Raw genomic sequence first — 17,225 nt, forward strand, 5'->3', positions numbered from 1 at the left:
GGTACAGAGCGATCGGAGTGAGGACCGCGGCGGAGCGGCGGCCGTCCGGGATGCGGGGCTGGGACGCGGTCTGCGAGAAGCGCGGGCGCAGGAACGCGCCGGTCCGCGATGCGGGTTCCGGAGCGGCCGTCTGGGCCGCGGCCGTCTCGGGAGCCGCGGCCGGGGTGGCGGCCGTGACGGGCTCCGTGCGCGGCGGTGCGCTGCGGCGCAGGTCCTGCTCGGGCACCTCGGCCGGAGCCAGCTCGCCCTCGATGAGCACGGGGGCGACGATCGGCTCCGAGACCGGGTGGTCGTCGGCGGCCACCACGACGACGCCGTCGTGCACCACCGTGATGCTCTCGGTCTGGCCGTAGCCGCCGCTGCTCTCGTCGCGCACGATGCTGCCGGCCGAGAGCTCGATGACGCGGCGCTTCATCTGGTCGACGATGCCGGCCTCGTGGGTCGCCATGATGACGGTCGTGCCGCCAGCGTTGATCCGCTCGAGGAGGGCCATGATGCCCGCACTGGTCGTGGGGTCGAGGTTTCCCGTGGGCTCGTCGGCGAGGAGGACCGCCGGCTTGTTGACGACGGCGCGCGCGATCGCGACGCGCTGCTGCTCGCCGCCGGAGAGCTCGTGGGGCAGTCGCGAGGCCTTGCCCGCGAGTCCGACCATCTTGAGCGTGTCCGGGACGGCCTCCTGGATGAAGCCCTTGGACTTGCCGATGACCTGCAGGCTGAACGCGACGTTGTCGAAGACCGACTTGTTCGGCAGGAGCCGGAAGTCCTGGAACACCACGCCCATGTTGCGGCGGAAGTACGGGACCTTGCGGCTCGAGATCTTGCCGAGGTTCTGGCCCAGCACGTGGATCGACCCGGACGAGGGCCGCTCCTCCTTCAGGATCAGCCGGAGGCAGCTCGACTTGCCGGACCCGGAGGCGCCGACGAGGAAGACGAACTCGCCCCGCAGGATCTCGAGGTCGATGGCGTTCAGGGCGGGTCTCGTGCCGCCGCGATACTGCTTGGAGACGTTGTCGAAGCGAATCATGTCGATACGAGGGTAAGCGACGATGCCCCGGGCGCCGCCGCCGTGCTCCCCCGGCGCGCCGGGTGAGGAGTCCGGGAGGGCCCTGCGGAGGGGCTCAGGCGGACTTGCGCCAGCGGATCCCCGCGGCGATGAAGCCGTCGAGATCGCCGTCGAAGACGTGCGCCGGGGTGCCGACCTCGTAGTCCGTCCGGAGGTCCTTGACCATCTGGTACGGAGCGAGCACGTAGCTGCGCATCTGGTCGCCCCAGCTCGCCGTGATGTTCCCGGCGAGCTCCTTCTTGGTCGCCGCCTCCTGCTCCTTCTGCAGCAGCAGCAGGCGCGACTGCAGCACGCGCATGGCGGCCGCGCGGTTCTGGATCTGGCTCTTCTCGTTCTGCATCGAGACGACCGTGCCCGTGGGGATGTGGGTCAGCCGGACGGCGGAGTCGGTGGTGTTGACCGACTGGCCGCCGGGGCCGGAGGAGCGGAAGACGTCCACGCGGATGTCGTTGTCCGGGATCTCGATCGCCCCGGCCTCCTCCATCAGCGGGATGACCTCGACCGCCGCGAAGGAGGTCTGGCGCTTGCCCGCCGCGCCGAAGGGGCTCATCCGGACGAGTCGGTGCGTGCCGGCCTCCACCGAGAGCGTGCCGAACGCGTAGGGGGCGTCGATCTGGAAGGTGGCCGACTTGATGCCGGCCTCCTCGGCGTAGCTCGCGTCCATGACGGTCGCGGAGTACTTGTGCTTCTCGGCCCAGCGCAGGTACATGCGCATGAGCATCTCGGCGAAGTCGGAGGCGTCGACGCCGCCCGCACCCGCGCGGATCGTGACGACCGCGGGGCGGTCGTCGTACTCGCCGTCGAGCAGGGTCTGGACCTCGAGCTCGCCCATCACCTTCTGCAGCGACGCGAGCTCGGCGATGGCCTCCTGCTCGGAGTCGGCGTCCTCGGCCTCGTTCGCCATCTCGACGAGCACCTCGAGGTCGTCGAGTCGGCGCTCGATCGAGGTGATGCGGGCGAGCTCCGACTGCCGGTGGCTGAGCGCGCTCGTCACCTTCTGCGCGTTGACGGTGTCGTCCCAGAGGTCGGGGGCGCCGGCCTGCTCGTTCAGCTCCGCGATGCGGGTGCGGAGGCGATCGACGTCGATCACGGCGCGGATGTCGTCGAAGGTGGAGCGGAGAGCAGTGATCTGCTCGGTGAAGTCGTTGTCCAGCATGGTGGACCCAGACTACCGGGGCGCGCCCATGGAGCCCTGAGCGCGCGGGGCGCGAGCGTAGGCTGGGGACGGTGACCGACACCGCCGAGCGCCCGTTCCCCGTGGGTCCGCTCCTGCTGTCGACGTTCCTCCCCACCCTCCTCTTCTCGATCGGCGAGGGCGCGATCATCCCGCTGCTGCCCGTGGCCGCCGGCGATCTGGGCGCGACGCTCGCGATCGCCGGCCTGGTCTCGGGGATGATCATGATCGGCGAGCTCGCCGGCGACGTGCCCAGCGGATGGGTGGTCTCGCGCATCGGCGAGCGCGGCGCGATGCTCGCCGCGTCGGCCGCGTCGATCCTGGGGCTCGTGATCTGCCTGCTGTCGACGTCGTGGGTGGGGCTGACGGTGGGCGTCTTCGTGATCGGAGTCGCGACCGCGGTGTTCGCGCTGGCGCGGCACGCCTTCATGACGTCGTTCGTCCCCGTCGGCTACCGGGCGCGCGCGCTGTCGGCGCTCGCGGGAGCCTTCCGCGCCGGCTGGCTCATCGGGCCGTTCGTCTCGGCGGGGGTCGTGCACCTGACCGGCACCGTCGAGTCCGTCTTCTGGATCCACATCGTCTGCTGCGTGCTGGCGGTCGCCGTGCTGCTCCTCGTGCCGGATCCGGCCACGATCCTCCGCCGGTCCGCGGCTGCCGTCGACGAGACGGCGCCGCCCGAGCCGCGCCGGGGACTCGCCCGGACCCTCCGCGAGCACCGCGGAGTCCTCGCTCGGATGGGCACCGGCGCCGCGCTCATCGGCGGGCTCCGGGCGAGCCGCACCGTGGTCCTGCCGCTCTGGGCCGTGAGCATCGGGATGGGCGAGACGGACACCGCGATCGTCATCGGCATCGCCGGCGGACTCGACTTCGCCCTCTTCTACCTGGGCGGCCAGCTGATGGACCGCTTCGGCCGGGGCGCCACGGCGATCCCGTCGATGATCGGACTCGGCGCGGGCCACCTGGTGCTGGCCGTCACCCTGCTCGCGGTCGATCCCGTGCCGTGGTTCGTGGCGGTCGCGTGCCTGCTCGCGGTGGCGAACGGAGTCGGCTCGGGCATCCTCATGACGATCGGAGCGGATCTCGCGCCGCAGGACGATCCCGCGCCCTTCCTCGGCGCGTTCCGCTTCACGGGCGACGTCGGCGGTGCCGTCGCTCCACTGGCCGTCGCCGGGCTGACCGCTGCGGTGTCCCTGCCCTTCGCCGCCGGAGCCGTGGGAGTGCTGGGCCTGGTGGGCGCGGGCGCGCTCGCCCGGTGGATCCCGCGCTACCTCCCGCACGGACGGCCGAGCGGCTGAGGCTCCCCTCCTACACTGGAGCGGCACCCGCGGGAGTGGTGGAATGGCAGACACGCAGGATTTAGGTTCCTGTGCCGCAAGGCGTGAGGGTTCGAGTCCCTCCTTCCGCACCTGTCGCAGACGGCCGCGACCGGGCCGCTGACCGCGTTCCCCGGCACGGCTCGCACGGCGGCGGCCGCCCGGTCGCCCAGGCCCGGGAGCGGGTCGCGGATCCACGGCCTGCGCGAGGGGTCGAGCGCTACGCTGAGCGCTGTCACGCCTTCGCCCCACCGCCCACCGGCCGAACGGCACCGCCGACGACTGGAGACCCGTTGAACCACGCCGCCCTCATCCCCTGGCTCGATCCGGAGACGATCCTCACCTCGTTCGGGCCCTGGGGCGTCGTCGTGGTCTGCCTGATCGTCTTCGCCGAGACCGGCCTGCTGATCGGCTTCCTCTTCCCGGGCGACACGCTCCTCATCATCACCGGGCTCCTCGCGCACGAGAACGCGTCCAACGGCGGACTGGGCGTCCCCATCTGGCTCATCTGCCTGGCGGTCGGGTTCTCGGCCTTCGTCGGCGGCGAGGTCGGCTACCTGATCGGGCACAAGGCGGGTCCGCGCATCTTCGAGCGCAAGGAGTCGGGGTTCTTCAGCGTCGAGAACGTGCGGCGCACCAACGCCTTCTTCGAGCGCTTCGGCGGCCTCGCCGTGATCCTGGCGCGCTTCGTCCCGATCGTGCGCACCTTCGCACCGATCGCCGCGGGCGTCGCCCACATGAACTACAAGAAGTACAGCCTCTACAACCTCATCGGCGCGCTGGTCTGGGGCAGCGGAGTGACCCTCCTGGGCTGGCTGCTCGCCTTCATCCCGCCGGTGGCCGACTTCGTGTCGCACTACATCGACGTGATCCTGCTCGGAGCGGTCGCCCTCGCCATCATCCCGACGCTCTTCCACTTCTTCCAGCAGCAGCGCCGGGCGAAGCATGCGGCCGACCCCGAGACCGACGCGGCCGAGGCGAGGGCGCTCGTCCTCGACCCGTCCGTCGTCGACGACGAGCGCCGCGAGCACTGACCGCTGGCGGGCTCAGGGCAGGCGCGCCGCCAGCCCGGTCAGCTCGGCGCGCAGCGCCGTGAAGGCGCGCGCACGGTGGCTCGCCGCGTTCTTCTCCTCGGGCGAGAGCTCGGCCGCGGTGCGGTCGGAGCCCTCCGGGACGAAGACCGGGTCGTAGCCGTGGCCGTTCGCGCCCCGGGGTGCGGTCGCGATCGCTCCGGGCCAGCGGCCCTCGACGACGATCTCCTGCCCGCCGGGCAGCACCGACTCGGGCACCACGAGCGCGATCGTGCAGACGAAGTGCGCCCCGCGGTGCTCCTCGTGCACGTCGGCGATCTGGGCCAGCAGCAGCTCGAGGTTCGCCACGGCGTCGTGCGGCTTCCCGGACCACCTGGCCGAGAAGATCCCGGGCGATCCGCCCAGGACGTCGACGCGGATCCCGGAGTCGTCCGCGAGCGAGACGAGACCGGTGTGCGCCGCTGCGGCGCGCGCCTTGATCAGCGCGTTCTCGGCGAAGGTGACCCCGTCCTCGACCGGCTCGGGGCCGTCGTAGGAGCGCACGCCGACCCCCGGCAGCGCCTGGGCGAGCATGGCGCGGAACTCCTCGACCTTGCCCGCGTTGTGCGTGGCGAGGACGAGATCCAGGCTCACGCGCCCGCCTCCGCGGCGAGCGCCTCCGCCTGGATCCGGGCGAGGTCCGACGCGCCGGAGACGGCGAGGTCCAGCAGGGCGTCGAGCTCGCGGCGGTCGAACGGAGCGCCCTCGGCGGTGCCCTGCACCTCGACGAAGAGGCCCCGGCCGGTGACGACCACGTTCATGTCGGTCTCGGCGCGGACGTCCTCGACGTAGGCGAGGTCGAGCATGGGCACGCCGTCGATGATGCCCACCGAGACGGCCGAGAGGCTGTCGATGAGGGGCACCGCCTTCTGCCCGATGTACTTCTTGCTGCGCGCCCACTCGATCGCGTCGACCATGGCCACGTAGGCGCCGGTGATCGCCGCGGTGCGGGTGCCTCCGTCGGCCTGCAGCACGTCGCAGTCGATGACCAGCGTGTTCTCGCCCAGCGCCTTCATGTCGACGACGGCGCGCAGGCTGCGGCCGATCAGGCGCGAGATCTCGTGGGTGCGCCCGCCGACCTTGCCCTTGATCGACTCGCGGTCCATGCGGGAGTTGGTGGAGCGGGGCAGCATCGCGTACTCGGCCGTCACCCAGCCCTTGCCCTTGCCCTGGAGCCAGCGCGGGACGCCGTTGGTGAACGACGCGGTGCAGAGCACCTTCGTGTTCCCGAACGAGACGAGCGCGGACCCCTCGGCCTGCGTGCTCCAGCCGCGCTCGATGGTCACGGTGCGCAGCTCGTCGGGCGCGCGGCCGTCCTTGCGGACGACGGTCTTCTCGGTGTCGGTCACTGGGGTCTCCCTCGATGGGGCGCGGCCGCATCCAGCTCGCGCAGATTGATGGTGCCGGTCTCGACGAGGTCGACGCTGGAGACCTCGGGGCCGAGGAAGCGGCGGGCGAGGCGGACGAAGTCGCTCGAGCCCGTCTCCTCCCAGCGGTAGGTCGGCGGCGCGGCCTCCGTGCGCTGCAGCCCGTGGGCGACGAGCGTCCGGTACACGTCGAGTGCGGTCTCCTCGGCGCTCGAGACGAGGCGGACGTCCGGGCCCATCACGTACGCGATCGCGCCGCGCAGCAGCGGGTAGTGGGTGCAGCCGAGCACGAGGGTGTCGACGCCCGCGGCCTTCATCGGCGCCAGGTACTCCTCGGCGACGGCGAGGAGCTCGTCGCTCCAGGTCACTCCCGCCTCGACGAACTCGACGAAGCGCGGGCAGGCGGCGGTCACGAGCTCGAGGTCGGGAGCCGCGACGAAGGCGTCGTCGTACGCCCGCGAGCGGATCGTGCCGACGGTGCCGATCACTCCGACGCGGCGGTTGCGCGTGTCGCGCACGGCGCTGCGGACAGCGGGCTGGATCACCTCGACGACCGGGATGCCGCGGCCGATGGTGTAGCGCTCGCGCGCATCCCGCATCATCGCCGCCGAGGCCGTGTTGCAGGCGATGACGAGCAGCTTCGCGCCCTGGTCGACGAGCGTGTCGAGCGTGTCGAGCGCGTACGCGCGGACATCGGCGAGCGGCTTGGGCCCGTACGGCGAGTGCGCGGTGTCGCCCAAGTAGACGATGGACTCGTTCTGCAGCTGGTCGATGATCGAGCGGGCCACCGTGAGTCCACCGACGCCCGAGTCGAAGATTCCCAGGGGTGCGTCGGTCACGATCGACCAGCCTACCCGCGCCCCTCCCCCGGGACGCGAGCCCCCGGCTGCCGACCCGCGAGCCCTCCGCGAGCCCCGGGCCGTGCGTGGAAGACTGCGGGGATGGACGCGACCGCCTTCCTCACCGACCGGTACGAGCTCACGATGGTGGAGGGCGCCCTGGGCAGCGGCACCGCCGATCGGCGCTGCATGTTCGAGGTGTTCGCCCGGAGCCTGCCCTCCGGACGCCGCTACGGCGTCCTCGCCGGGACCGGGCGCCTGCTCGAGCTCGTCTCGCGCTTCCGCTTCGGCGAGCCCGAGCTCGACTGGCTCCGCGAGAACCGCGTGGTCGACTCGCGCACCCTCGACTGGCTCGCCGACTACCGCTTCAGCGGCGACGTGTGGGGATACCGCGAGGGCGAGGTCTACCTGCCCGGCTCCCCCGTGCTGATCGTCGAGGCGCCCTTCGCCGAGGGCGTGCTGCTCGAGACCCTCGTGCTGTCGGTGCTGAACCACGACAGCGCCGTCGCGAGCGCCGCGGCCCGCATGGTCTCGGCTGCCGGCGACCGCCCGCTCGCCGAGATGGGCTCCCGCCGGGCGGGCGAGCGCTCGGCCGTCGCCGCGGCACGGGCCGCCTACATCGCGGGGTTCGGCTCCACCTCGAACCTCGAGGCGGGACGCAGCTGGGGCGTGCCGACGATGGGCACGTCGGCGCACGCGTTCACGCTGCTGCACGACTCCGAGGAGGACGCGTTCCGCGCGCAGGTCGCCGCGCTCGGCCCCGGCACGACGCTCCTCGTGGACACCTACGACGTCACCGCCGCGGTCGACCTGGCCGTGCGCGTCGCCGGCACGGGCCTGGGCGCCGTGCGGATCGACTCCGGCGACCTCCCGCAGCAGGTCGCCGCCGTCCGGGCGCAGCTCGACGCCCTCGGGGCGACAGGCACCAGGATCACCGTGACCAACGACCTCGACGAGTACGGCATCGCGGCCCTCGCCGCCTCCCCCGTCGACTCCTACGGCGTGGGCACCTCGGTCGCCACCGGCTCCGGCCACCCGACCGCCGGCATGGTCTACAAGCTCGTGGCGCACGAGGACGACGCGGGCGAGTGGGTCGCCGTCGCGAAGAAGTCGGCCTCGAAGGCGTCGATCGGCGGTCGCAAGGCGGCCGGGCGGCTGCTCGCGGCCGACGGAGTGGCTCAGGAGGAGGTCGTGCACGTGGGCGCCGGCCCCGAGGGCGGCGTCGGAGAGGGCGAGCGCGCACTGCTCGTCCCGCTCGTGGACGGCGGCGAGATCCTCGGCGACGCCCTGGGCGCGGCGGGCACGGCCGCGGCGCGCGAGCACCGGGCGTCGGCCGTGGCGGAGTTGCCGCAGGACGCCCTGCGCCTGGGCCGGGGGGACCCGGTCATCCCGACGCGCTACGCCTGACCTCCGAGGACGGCATGACACGCGAGAGCGGGAGGGGGCGGCCCGGTCGCCGGGCCGCCCCACTCACTTCATCCGGGCGTAGATCTCCTTGCAGGAAGGGCAGACGGGGAACTTCTCGGGGTCGCGCCCCGGGAGCCACTTCTTGCCGCAGAGCGCTTTGACGGGCTTGCCCGTCAGTGCGCTCTCGAGGATCTTGTCCTTCTGCACGTAGTGGGAGAACCGCTCGTGATCCCCCGGTTCGATGGTCTCCTGGTTCAGGAGCTCCTCGAGCTCGCGGTCGAGGGTGGCGGTTCCGCCGCCTCCCTCGAGAGGGTCGGTGCTGCTGTTCTCGGGGCGGGTCGTCATGCCCCCGATCCTACGCGCGGCCGACCGAGAGGTCAGCGGGAGCGGAGCAGGTCAGTAGCGGCTCGTGAACGAGACGAGCTCGGCCGCACGGCGATCGAAGAGCCACCCTCCGAGCAGCACCCCGAGCGCGAAGACGACCACCGCGCTGCCGAAGCCCGTCAGGATCGCGGCCTGCGCCGCCTCCGGCTCGACGAACAGCGCCCGGATCGCGAGCACGACGGTGGGAGCCGCCAGCAGCAGCCCGAGCCCGAAGGCCAGCGCCTGCGGGCCGGCTCCACTGGAACCAGGCGCCTGCGGCTGCACGAACGGGCTGTCGCCGGGCCGGGGAGCCGGGTACGCCAGCCGCGCCGAGACCGCACTGGCGACCCCGGCGGGCACCAGCAGGAGGCAGGTGTTGGCGGCGAGCAGGACGGGCAGGGCCCCGTCGAGACCCGAGGTGGCGCTCGAGGCGAGCGAGCCCAGGAGCACGATCGGCAGTCCGAGCAGGAGCGTCGGGAACGCCCGGCCGAGGCGGTCGGCCCGACCGCTCACGCCGGCGGCCACGTGGAGCCAGAACGCGGACCCGTCGTAGGCCGTGTCGTTGTGCAGGAACCAGCCCAGGAACAGCACCACGAGCGGCACCGGCAGCAGCGACAGGAGCGGGAACGGCACCTCGACCAGAGCCAGCAGGACGAGGACGACGACGGGGAGCAGCGGGACGGCCACGAGCGACGCCTGGTACCGCGGATCGCGGATCCAGTAGGTGATGCTGCGGGCGGCCACCGCGCCGGTCGGGGATCCGCCGAGCACGTCGAACCAGCCGAGCCGGAGCCCGCGCGGCGGACGGTGCGTGCGCTCGGGCCGGTCGACGAGCAGGCGCACGAGCAGCCACCAGAGGACCGCGAGGGCGGCCAGCGTCACGAGCGCCACCAGAAGCGGCCCGACGGGATCGCCGGCCACGGCCGCCGGAGCGATCGCCCAGGCCGCGCCGAACGGCGTGACGCCGAGGGTCGCGGCGACGGAGCCGAGCGCGCGCGCCCCTGCTCCGCCCCAGTCGAGGCCGGTGACGGCGATCATCACCGCGGGCACGGCGAGCAGGAGCACGAGTCCGAGGATCGCGAGGAGCTCCCGGGCGGTGCGCGACGGGACGAGGGCGGAGGAGGCGGCGAGGCCGATCCTCGCGCACAGGAGCGCGGTGGCGACTCCGAGCAGCGGTCCGAGGACGGCGAGCACGCCGGCGTCGGCGAAGAGCGGGACGAGCGCGAGGGCGAGCACGAGAAGCGCGAGGACCGGCACCGAGATCAGCCCCGCGAGAGCGAGCATCGCCGCGAGGCGCGCACTGGGGATCCCGAAGAGCCGGAAGGCGCGCGGGTCCATCGGATCCAGCGGCCCCAGGAGGAAGGGCAGCACCAGGAAGCCGGCGGTCACCAGGGCGCCTCCCCCCACGGTCGCGTCGGCCGCGAGCCCGGGGGCGCCGCGCAGCGCGCCGAGCGCGGCGAGCAGCCCGGCCGTCGCGGCGACGGCGACCAGGACCCCGAGGACGACCCCCGCGGAGCGGGCGGGACCGGAGCGGAAGGACCCGAGGAGGACGTCGAGCCTCAGCCGGAGAAGTCGTGCAGCCACTGCAGCCCCTCGGCGATCTGCTTGCCGCCCGCCAGCTCGAGGAAGCGCTCCTCGAGGGTGGCGGTGCCGGCGACGTCCTCGACCGCTCCCGAGGCGAGGACCCTGCCGCCCACGATGACGGCCACGTCGTCGCAGACGCGCTCGATGAAGTCCAGGCCGTGGCTCGAGAGCACGACCGTGCCGCCCCCCGCGACGAAGCGGCGGAGCACGGTGATCACGGCCGCGGAGGAGACGGGGTCGACCGACTCGAAGGGCTCGTCGAGCACGAGGACGCGCGGAGCGTGGATCATCGCGCCGGCGAGCGCCACCTTCTTCGCCATGCCGGCGGAGTAGTCCGAGATCAGGCGCTCGAGCGCGTCGGTGAGACCGAGCGCCTCGGCGAGCTCCTGGGCCCGCTTCTTCGCGGTCGCCCTGTCGATCCCGCGCAGCGCCGCGGCGTAGAAGAGGAACTGCGCGCCGGTCAGGCGGTCGAACAGGCGCAGGCGGTCCGGCAGGACGCCGATGAGCCTCTTGGCGGCGGCCGGGTCCTTCCAGACGTCGACGCCGTGGACGAGGACGCGACCGGTGTCCGGGCGGAGCAGGCCGGTCATCATCGAGAGTGTCGTGGTCTTGCCCGCTCCGTTGGGGCCGATGATGCCGTAGAAGGTGCCCGCGCGGACCGCCAGGTCGAGCCGGTCGACGGCGACGGTCCGGCCGAACGTGCGCGTGACGGCGTGCAGCTCGTAGACGACGGGGTGCGGGTCGGTCGCCGCCTCGGGGGCCTCCCCTGTCGCGACGGGCCCGGCCTGGAGCGCGGGATCGACGGCGTCCTCCGGATCGGCGGGGAGCGGGGTGCGCTCGGACCCCTCGGCGTTCGTCGACGTCATCCGGCAACGGTACCAACCCGCCCGCCCGGTCCACCGGGCCCCGCGCCGGACCCCGCGACACGGCGGAGGTCAACCCACCCTGGCCCTCGAGAGCGGGGACTGTACACTATCTCTCGACCCGAGGAGCAATCAGATCGATACGCAGCGGTTAATTCGAGGAGACGAGCAGACGATGACGAACAACGGAACGACCCGGGGCGGCTCGAGCAGCACGCCCGCCACCGTCGTGATCCTCGCCGCCGGCATGGGCAGCCGACTCGGCCGCTCGCTCCCGAAGCCCCTGACGCCCCTCAGCGACGGGCGCACGATCATGCAGCAGCAGTTCGACAACATCCACCACGCGTTCGGCACCTCCGTGCCCGTGAGCATCGTGGTCGGCTACAAGCTCGAGCACATCATCGAGGCGTTCCCGTCGGCGTCGTTCGTCTACAACGAGCAGTACGACCAGACCAACACCTCCAAGAGCCTGCTCCGCGCCCTCCAGGCCTCGGGCCAGGGCGGGGTCCTCTGGATGAACGGCGACGTCGTCTTCGACCCCCGCATCCTCGACCGCGCCGCCGCCCTCATCGCGAAGGACGCCTCCTTCGTCACCGTCAACACCGCCAAGGTGTCGGACGAGGAGGTCAAGTACACGACGAGCGCCGAGGGCTACATCCAGGAGCTCTCCAAGACCGTCCGCGGCGGACTCGGCGAGGCGGTGGGCATCAACTACGTGTCGGCCGCCGACAAGCCGGCGCTCATCCGCCAGCTGGCCCGGGTCGACGCCCAGGACTACTTCGAGCGTGGCATAGAGTTGGCGATCGAGCAGGACCGACTGCTCGTCGAGCCGATGGACATCTCCGACCTCTACGCCGTCGAGGTGGACTTCGCCGAGGACCTCGAGCGCGCGAACCTCTTCGTCTGACGCCCGACCCTCGTCCGGCTCGATCGGAGCCGGGTGAGGAGTCGCGCGCAGTGAGCCGGATCGACGTCGTGCCCGGGGACGACCTCTCCCGCGATGCGGCCGTCGCCGAGCGCCACCGCCGCTCGAAGGCCTGGCGGTACCGCCACTCCCTCTGGCTGCTGACGCGGCGCGACCTGACGGTCCGCTACGCCACCAGCGCGCTCGGCTACTTCTGGTCGATCCTCGACCCGCTCGTGATGTCCGGGATCTACTACTTCGTCTTCACGGTGGTCTTCGACCGCTCCGTCGGCGAGGACCCGTACATCGTCTTCCTCCTCGCGGGCCTGCTGCCCTGGATGTGGTTCAACCAGGCGACCTCCGACGCCACGCGCGCCTTCCTCAAGGAGGCGAAGCTCGTGCGCTCGACGTCGATCCCCCGCACCATCTGGGTCGGGCGGATCGTGCTGTCCAAGGGCATCGAGTTCGTCGCCAGCATCCCGGTCCTCGTGCTGTTCGCGGTGCTCGCGGGCGCCGAGGTCACGCCCGCCGTCCTGCTCTTCCCGGTCGCGATCGTGCTGCAGGGCGTGCTGACGCTCGGCGTCGGACTGCTCGTCGCGCCGCTGGTGGTCTTCTTCCGCGATCTGGAGCGGGTGATCAAGCTCGTGCTGCGCTTCCTCTTCTACGCGTCGCCGATCATCTACTCGACCGCGAACCTGCCGGAGGCGGTGCAGCCGTGGGCGGCGCTCAACCCGCTGAGCGGCATCTTCGCGCTCTACCGCTCCACGTTCTTCGCGAGCGAGCTCGACCTGCCGCTGATCCTCACCTCGGCGCTGATCTCGGTGCTCCTGCTGGTCGTGGGCCTGATCGTCTTCCGGCGCTCCGAGCGCTCCGTGCTGAAGGAGCTGTGATGAGCGCGTCCCCCTCCGCCCCCGCCGAGCAGCCGATCGTCATCGCGTGCCGCGGTCTGGGCATCAGGTTCCGCCGCAACCGCCGCGGGCGCCGCTCCTTCAAGGACCTCTTCGCCGGGCGCTCGCGCCGCTCGCGTCCCGGAGAATTCTGGGCTCTGCGCGGGCTGGACGTCGAGGTGCGCCGGGGCGAGGCCATCGGAGTCGTCGGCCGCAACGGCCAGGGCAAGTCGACCCTCCTGAAGCTCGTCGCCGGAGTGGTGCTGCCGGACGAGGGCACGGTCGAGGTCCGCGGCGGGGTCGCCCCCCTGATCGAGATCACCGGCGGATTCGTCGCCGACCTCAGCGTCCGCGAGAACGTCTACCTGACCGCGGGCCTGCACGGCATGTCCAAGCGCGAGGTCGACGAGCGCTTCGACTCGATCATCGCCTTCGCCGAGATCGGCGACTTCCTCGACACCCCGTACAAGCACCTCTCGAGCGGCATGAAGGTGCGCATCGCCTTCTCCGTCGTATCGCGGCTGGAGGAGCCGATCATCCTCGTCGACGAGGTGCTGGCCGTCGGCGACAAGGCGTTCCGCGAGAAGTGCTACGCGCGCATCGAGGAGCTCCTGGCCGCCGGTCGGACGCTGTTCTTCGTCTCGCACAACGAGCGCGATCTGCGCCGCTTCTGCACCAGGGGGCTCTACCTGGACAAGGGCTCGCTCGTGCTGGATGCACCGATCGATCAGGTGCTCGCGCGTTACGCTGAGGACTACGCGCCGAAACCGCCGACGCCCGCCGACTGACGGCGGTGCCGCGCGGGCGGCATCCGGACGACGCAGGAGTGCACCACATGGCGCCGAAGGACCGCGGCTCGAAGGCGCAGGGCCGGGACATCGAGCAGTCGGACCCCGGGCCCGTCGACACGGCCCAGCTCGCGAGGATCCTCGATCGGGTGCTCGCCGTGCAGCGGCCGGCCGTGCTGGCCAACATCCGCGCTCTGCGCCGACGTCGGCCGAACGCGTCCCCCGAGCAGCTCATCACCTCGCTCGAGCGGCAGTACCTCTCGAGCGTCGCCGCCGGCGGAGCGGCCATCGGAGCGACCGCCGTCGTCCCCGGGCTCGGCACCGCGGCGTCCGTCGCCCTCTCGGGCGCCGGCGCCGTCGGGTTCCTCGAGGCGAGCGCCCTCTTCGCGCAGTCGGTGACCGAGGTGCACGGCATCCGCCTCGAGGACCCGGAGCGCGCCCGCGCGCTCGTGCTCACGCTGATGATGGGCTCCTCCGGCAGCGAGCTCGTGCGCCAGGTCGCCGGGCAGGTCACCGGCGGCGCCGGACTCAACCAGTACTGGGGGTCCGTCGTCACCAAGGGCCTCCCCTCGTTCCTCGTCGGCGAGCTCGCCGATCGCGCGAAGCGCTCCTTCACGCGGCACTTCCTGGCCCAGCAGGGCGCCGGACTGGTGGGACGCGCGATGCCCTTCGGCGTCGGCGCGGCACTCGGCGGCGTCGGCAACGCGATGCTCGGCCGCAAGGTCGTGCAGAACGCCCGCGACGCCTTCGGTCCGGCACCGCAGGTGTTCGGCAACGCCCTCGTGATCGAGCCGACCCGCTCGGAGCGCAAGCGCGCCCTGACCGCGGGGGCCCCGGAGCCCCTCGAGCTGCACGTGCGCGACTACGGCGGAGCGGGCGAGCGCGTCGCCCTGCTCCTGCACGGCCTCGCCTCCGACTCCCGCACCTGGTACGCCCTCGTGCCGACGCTGCAGGAGCACGGCTACCGGGTGATCGCCCCGGATCTCGCCGGTCACGGCGGCTCGCCGAAGTCCCTCGCCTACTCGCCCGAGCGCTGGGCCGCGGACGTGCGCGCCTCGGTCCTGCAGACGCCCGACCTGATCCTCGGCCACGGACTGGGAGCGGTCGTCGCGGCACGCCTCGCGGACGAGTACCGGCCGGAGCGGCTGATCATCCTGGACCCCGCGTTCTCGGACTCCCGAGGGCTCGTCGGCGCTCTGCGCGGCTCCCGCTCGCTGAGCCGGGTCGAGAAGGGCGACGCCGACGACCTGCGCCGACGCCACCCGATCTGGACCGACGAGCAGATCGAGCTCGACGTCTCGGCGCACCGGATGTGGGACCCGGCCTCGGCGGGCGGACTCACCGCTCGCGGTGCGACGGACGCGCCGGACGCGTTCGTCGTGCCGACCCTCGCCGTGCTGCCGGAGGATCCGATCGGGCATCCGTCGCTCGCGGGTCTGCTCACCGAGCGCGGCGTCGAGGTGCGCAGCGTGCCCGGCGCGGGTGCCTCGATCCTGCGCGAGGACCGCCCGGCGCTGATCGCGGCGATCGAGGACCGGCTCTAGCCGCTCGCCTTCGCCGTCTTCGCGGCGGCCTTCGCGGCCTGCTTCGTCGCGCGGACCTTCGTCAGCGACTCCGGGGAGACGATGTCGGCGACGGAGCGGAACGAGCCGTCCTCGCCGTAGGCGCCGGCGGCCTCGCGCCAACCCGCTCCCTCGAAGCCGCGCTGCTTGCCCAGCAGGGCGAGGAAGATCCGCGCCTTCTGGTCGCCGAAGCCGGGGAGCGCCTTCAGGCGCGCGAGCACGGTCCTGCCGTCCGGCTCGTCGCGGGTCCAGATCGCGGAGGCGTCGCCGCCCCAGTCGTCGACGATCGCGCGGCACAGGGTCTGCACGCGGCCGGCCATGTTCGCGGGGTAGCGGTGCACGGCGGGAGGAGTGCGGCAGAGCTCCGAGAACGCGTCCTCCTCGATTGCCGCGATCGACTCCGCGTCGAACGACAAGCCGATCGCCTCGAGGCGCTGCTCGATCTTCAGGGGGCCGGCGAACGCCGTCTCCATCGCGACCTGCTGATCCAGGAGCATGCCGATCAGCAGCGCGAGCGGGTCGCGCGTCAGGAGCGCATCGGCGTCCGGGTCGTCGGTGATGTGGAGCGCGTCGGAGGTCATCCCTCAGGGATACCACGCCGACCGGCGCCGTGCGCGAGGCTCCGCACGGTGCGGTCGATCGTCTCGAGCGAGGAGGAGAGCTCGAGGTCGCTCAGGTGCCCGTAGCCCAGTACCAGCGCCGGCTCGCCCGCGCGTCCCGACACCGCGTACGCGTCGAGCGTCGCCACCTCGAGCCCCTCGGCGGCCAGCGCGGCGGCGACGTCGGCCGCCTCGAGCGGGACCGGCAGGGTGAGCACCACGTGCAGGCCGCCGTCCAGGCCCCTCGCCTCACCCCAGTCGATCCGCGCCGAGAAGGCGCGCACGAGCTCCCGGCGGTGCGCGTAGCGCCGCCGCGAGCGGGCGAGGTGGCGGCGGAACGCCCCCGTCGCCATGAAGGCGGCGAGCGCCTCCTGCGTCGGACCCGAGACCGAGGCGTCGCGCTCCGAGTCCAGGCCCGCGAGTGCCGGACGCAGCCACGAGACGGCGGGCAGGGCGAGGAAGGCGACGCGGAGCCACGGCGACACGGTCTTCGAGAACGAGCCCACGTGCGCCACTCCCCCGCTCGCATCCAGCGACGCGAGGGCGGGCAGGGGCGCGCCGACGTAGCGGAACTCGCTGTCATAGTCGTCCTCGATGACGAGGAGCCCTTCGGTCGCTGCGAGGCGGACGAGCTCGAGCCGCGCCGCGAGGGCCAGGCGCCCGCCGGTCGGGTACTGGTGCGACGGAGTGACGACCACCACGTCGAGCCGCGCCGACGCGAGCGCGGCGAGGTCGATGCCGTCGGAGTCGAGGGGGATCCCGACGATCTCGTGCCCTTCCGCGTGCAGGCGCCTCCGGACGGCGGGGTAGCCCGGGTCCTCGACCCCGACGCGCACCGGTCGGCCGAGGGCGGTGGCAGCGGCGCGGGCGAGCAGCGCGACGGCGTCGGCCGTGCCGCTCGTGACGACGACATCAGCGGCCGCGACGTCGACGCCGCGCGAGCGTCGCAACTGCAGGGCGATCTGCTCGCGCAGACCCGGGTCGCCGGTGGCGGCGGGGAGCGCGGAGGGCGGCGCGGCGAGCGCGGGACGCCACGCCGCCCGCCATTCCGGTGTGTCGAGCCCGCGAGTGTCGGGCCGGCCCGGCCGGAGGTCGAGGACCTGCGCGGCGCGCTCCGGAGGGAGCGGGTCGGCGGCGGGACGCAGCGATCGCGGCGGCACGACGACGCCGTCGGCCGCCACGGTGACGGACGCCCGCGGCTCGGCCACGAGATAGCCCTCGCCCACGAGCTGGTCGACGGCCGCCACGACGGAGCCGCGCGAGACGCCGAGGCGCTCGGCGAGCACGCGGCTCGACGGGATGGGGTCGCCCGCCCGGTAGCGGCCGTCGAGCACCGCGGCGCGCAGAGCCTCCGCGAGGTGCGCTCGGACGGATCCGCGCGGGGACGGAGCGAGCAGCAGCGGGATCTCCAGATCTCCGGACGCCATGGACTCCCCCGCTCT

At 72.7% G+C, this 17,225-nt stretch carries 17 protein-coding genes and 1 tRNA gene; 8 read left to right on the plus strand and 10 right to left on the minus strand.

What is annotated here, in order from left to right; translation table 11 throughout:
* The coding region (gene ftsE / locus IOC53_RS07155; protein ID WP_242683046.1) for a cell division ATP-binding protein FtsE at positions 1-1,024 on the minus strand (1,024 nt) is incomplete at its 3' end.
* A 94-nt stretch (positions 1,025-1,118) separates the two neighbouring features.
* Positions 1,119-2,219 (minus strand): peptide chain release factor 2, encoded by a 1,101-nt coding sequence (gene prfB / locus IOC53_RS07160; protein WP_055793603.1) that lies wholly within the window; start codon positions 2,217-2,219, stop codon positions 1,119-1,121.
* Positions 2,220-2,290: 71 nt separating this feature from the next.
* On the opposite strand from prfB, the gene IOC53_RS07165 reads away from it, so the two are divergent.
* From IOC53_RS07165 to IOC53_RS07175, 3 genes are all read left to right on the plus strand, one after another.
* Positions 2,291-3,532, plus strand: coding sequence for an MFS transporter (locus tag IOC53_RS07165; protein WP_307786099.1), 1,242 nt, complete (start codon positions 2,291-2,293; stop codon positions 3,530-3,532).
* Positions 3,533-3,561: 29 nt separating this feature from the next.
* A tRNA-Leu gene (locus IOC53_RS07170) sits at positions 3,562-3,642 on the plus strand.
* A 201-nt stretch (positions 3,643-3,843) separates the two neighbouring features.
* A complete protein-coding gene (locus tag IOC53_RS07175) occupies positions 3,844-4,584 on the plus strand; it encodes a DedA family protein (protein ID WP_207403835.1) in 741 nt (246 codons plus the stop codon).
* Between the two features lie 12 nt (positions 4,585-4,596).
* On the opposite strand, the gene rdgB is transcribed toward IOC53_RS07175, so the two are convergent.
* Genes rdgB through murI form a run of 3 tightly spaced genes read right to left on the minus strand, consistent with a single transcriptional unit; the run spans position 4,597 to position 6,826 of the window.
* Positions 4,597-5,214 carry an RdgB/HAM1 family non-canonical purine NTP pyrophosphatase gene (rdgB, locus tag IOC53_RS07180; protein ID WP_207403845.1) on the minus strand — a complete coding sequence of 206 codons (618 nt, stop codon included), beginning with the start codon at positions 5,212-5,214 and terminating at the stop codon, positions 4,597-4,599.
* Positions 5,211-5,969, minus strand: coding sequence for a ribonuclease PH (rph, locus tag IOC53_RS07185; protein WP_207403846.1), 759 nt, complete (start codon positions 5,967-5,969; stop codon positions 5,211-5,213). The genes rdgB and rph overlap by 4 nt, the downstream gene beginning before the upstream one ends.
* Positions 5,966-6,826, minus strand: a complete 861-nt coding sequence (gene murI, locus IOC53_RS07190; RefSeq protein ID WP_207403848.1) for a glutamate racemase — start codon at positions 6,824-6,826, stop codon at positions 5,966-5,968. The genes rph and murI overlap by 4 nt, the downstream gene beginning before the upstream one ends.
* A 102-nt stretch (positions 6,827-6,928) precedes the next feature.
* Here murI and IOC53_RS07195 point away from each other — a divergent pair, with 102 nt between their 5' ends.
* Complete coding sequence (locus tag IOC53_RS07195) at positions 6,929-8,233, plus strand: nicotinate phosphoribosyltransferase (protein WP_207403850.1); 1,305 nt, start codon at positions 6,929-6,931, stop codon at positions 8,231-8,233.
* A 63-nt stretch (positions 8,234-8,296) separates the two neighbouring features.
* Here IOC53_RS07195 and IOC53_RS07200 read toward each other — a convergent pair whose 3' ends face one another.
* The 3 genes from IOC53_RS07200 to IOC53_RS07210 are packed head-to-tail and all read right to left on the minus strand — an operon-like array spanning position 8,297 to position 11,046.
* Positions 8,297-8,578 (minus strand): DUF3039 domain-containing protein, encoded by a 282-nt coding sequence (locus IOC53_RS07200; protein WP_055793615.1) that lies wholly within the window; start codon positions 8,576-8,578, stop codon positions 8,297-8,299.
* A 51-nt stretch (positions 8,579-8,629) separates the two neighbouring features.
* Positions 8,630-10,180 (minus strand): ABC transporter permease, encoded by a 1,551-nt coding sequence (locus IOC53_RS07205; protein WP_207403852.1) that lies wholly within the window; start codon positions 10,178-10,180, stop codon positions 8,630-8,632.
* Complete coding sequence (locus IOC53_RS07210) at positions 10,156-11,046, minus strand: ABC transporter ATP-binding protein (protein WP_207403854.1); 891 nt, start codon at positions 11,044-11,046, stop codon at positions 10,156-10,158. Before IOC53_RS07210 ends, IOC53_RS07205 begins: the two co-directional genes overlap by 25 nt.
* Before the next feature lie 172 nt (positions 11,047-11,218).
* Between IOC53_RS07210 and IOC53_RS07215 the strand changes: the two genes are divergently transcribed.
* Genes IOC53_RS07215 through IOC53_RS07230 form a run of 4 tightly spaced genes read left to right on the plus strand, consistent with a single transcriptional unit; the run spans position 11,219 to position 15,166 of the window.
* Entirely contained in the window at positions 11,219-11,950 is a 732-nt protein-coding gene (locus tag IOC53_RS07215) for an NTP transferase domain-containing protein (protein WP_207403856.1), read from the plus strand.
* 59 nt (positions 11,951-12,009) lie between these two features.
* Positions 12,010-12,837: an ABC transporter permease gene (locus tag IOC53_RS07220; protein ID WP_251947997.1), complete on the plus strand. Its 828-nt coding sequence runs from the start codon at positions 12,010-12,012 to the stop codon at positions 12,835-12,837.
* Positions 12,837-13,622 (plus strand): ABC transporter ATP-binding protein, encoded by a 786-nt coding sequence (locus IOC53_RS07225; protein ID WP_207403859.1) that lies wholly within the window; start codon positions 12,837-12,839, stop codon positions 13,620-13,622. Before IOC53_RS07220 ends, IOC53_RS07225 begins: the two co-directional genes overlap by 1 nt.
* 47 nt (positions 13,623-13,669) lie before the next feature.
* Positions 13,670-15,166, plus strand: coding sequence for an alpha/beta fold hydrolase (locus IOC53_RS07230; protein WP_207403861.1), 1,497 nt, complete (start codon positions 13,670-13,672; stop codon positions 15,164-15,166).
* On the opposite strand, the gene IOC53_RS07235 is transcribed toward IOC53_RS07230, so the two are convergent.
* On the minus strand, positions 15,163-15,765 hold the full coding sequence (locus IOC53_RS07235; RefSeq protein WP_207403863.1) for an HhH-GPD-type base excision DNA repair protein: 603 nt from the start codon (positions 15,763-15,765) through the stop codon (positions 15,163-15,165). The two genes, IOC53_RS07230 and IOC53_RS07235, sit on opposite strands and share 4 nt — an antisense overlap.
* A complete protein-coding gene (locus tag IOC53_RS07240; protein ID WP_207403865.1) occupies positions 15,762-17,210 on the minus strand; it encodes a PLP-dependent aminotransferase family protein in 1,449 nt (482 codons plus the stop codon). The genes IOC53_RS07235 and IOC53_RS07240 overlap by 4 nt, the downstream gene beginning before the upstream one ends.
* Positions 17,211-17,225 lie beyond the last annotated feature (15 nt).

This window comes from Rathayibacter sp. SD072 (assembly GCF_017355185.1).
Lineage (GTDB): Bacteria > Actinomycetota > Actinomycetes > Actinomycetales > Microbacteriaceae > Rathayibacter.

What these genes read in the sequence shown, in the direction of transcription:
- prfB (WP_055793603.1), bottom strand. Translation starts at nt 2,219, where the DNA reads ATGCTGGACAACGACTTCACCGAGCAGATCACTGCTCTCCGCTCCACC.
- IOC53_RS07195 (WP_207403850.1), top strand. Translation starts at nt 6,929, where the DNA reads ATGGACGCGACCGCCTTCCTCACCGACCGGTACGAGCTCACGATGGTG.
- IOC53_RS07200 (WP_055793615.1), bottom strand. Translation starts at nt 8,578, where the DNA reads ATGACGACCCGCCCCGAGAACAGCAGCACCGACCCTCTCGAGGGAGGC.
- IOC53_RS07210 (WP_207403854.1), bottom strand. Translation starts at nt 11,046, where the DNA reads ATGACGTCGACGAACGCCGAGGGGTCCGAGCGCACCCCGCTCCCCGCC.
- IOC53_RS07215 (WP_207403856.1), top strand. Translation starts at nt 11,219, where the DNA reads ATGACGAACAACGGAACGACCCGGGGCGGCTCGAGCAGCACGCCCGCC.
- IOC53_RS07225 (WP_207403859.1), top strand. Translation starts at nt 12,837, where the DNA reads ATGAGCGCGTCCCCCTCCGCCCCCGCCGAGCAGCCGATCGTCATCGCG.
- IOC53_RS07230 (WP_207403861.1), top strand. Translation starts at nt 13,670, where the DNA reads ATGGCGCCGAAGGACCGCGGCTCGAAGGCGCAGGGCCGGGACATCGAG.
- IOC53_RS07235 (WP_207403863.1), bottom strand. Translation starts at nt 15,765, where the DNA reads ATGACCTCCGACGCGCTCCACATCACCGACGACCCGGACGCCGATGCG.
- IOC53_RS07240 (WP_207403865.1), bottom strand. Translation starts at nt 17,210, where the DNA reads ATGGCGTCCGGAGATCTGGAGATCCCGCTGCTGCTCGCTCCGTCCCCG.